This is a genomic window from Plantactinospora sp. B24E8 (genome assembly GCF_039871735.1).
Classification (GTDB): Bacteria; Actinomycetota; Actinomycetes; order Mycobacteriales; family Micromonosporaceae; genus Plantactinospora.
The window spans coordinates 1-619 of record NZ_JBDPMH010000089.1; the positions used below are offsets into that span (position 1 = coordinate 1).

Here is a 619-nt window from a genome sequence, read left to right on the forward strand (position 1 = left end):
TCGCATCACGAACCGGCGCCACCCGATCAACCACCTTCTCGAACGGCACCTCATTGTCATACGCACCCAACGTCACATCACGAACCCGCCCCAACAACTCCACAAACGACGGATCCCCCGAAAGATCCGTCCGCAACACCACCAGATTCGTAAAATAACCAACCAGACGCTCCAACTCCGGACGCGACCGACCCAACGTCGTCGTCCCCACCGCCACATCATCCAAACCCGAATACCGCGACAACACCACCTTCACCGCAGCCGCCAACACCATAAACAAAGAAACCCCCTGCGAACGCGCCAACTCCCGCACACCCGCCAACACCGAACCCGACAACACCCCCTCCACCACATCACCACCATAAGAAGGCACCACCGGACGCGGCCGATCCGACGGCAACTCCAAAACCGGCACCCCCGCCAAACACTCCTCCCAATACCCCAACCGCCGCTCCAACACCTCCCCCCGCAACCAATCCCGCTGCCACACCGCAAAATCACCAAACTGCACCGGCAACTCCCCCAAAACCGGCTCCCCACCCCCCACCAACGCCCCATAACACACCGACAACTCACCATTCAACAAACCCACCGACCACCCATCCGCCACACTGTGGTG

At 60.7% G+C, this 619-nt stretch carries 1 protein-coding gene; it reads right to left on the reverse strand.

Annotated elements, in window-relative coordinates:
- Positions 1–610, reverse strand: a 610-nt coding sequence (locus tag ABGB21_RS36895; RefSeq protein WP_347681780.1) for a condensation domain-containing protein, incomplete at its 3' end; no start/stop codon positions are given.
- Between the last annotated feature and the right edge of the window lie 9 nt (positions 611–619).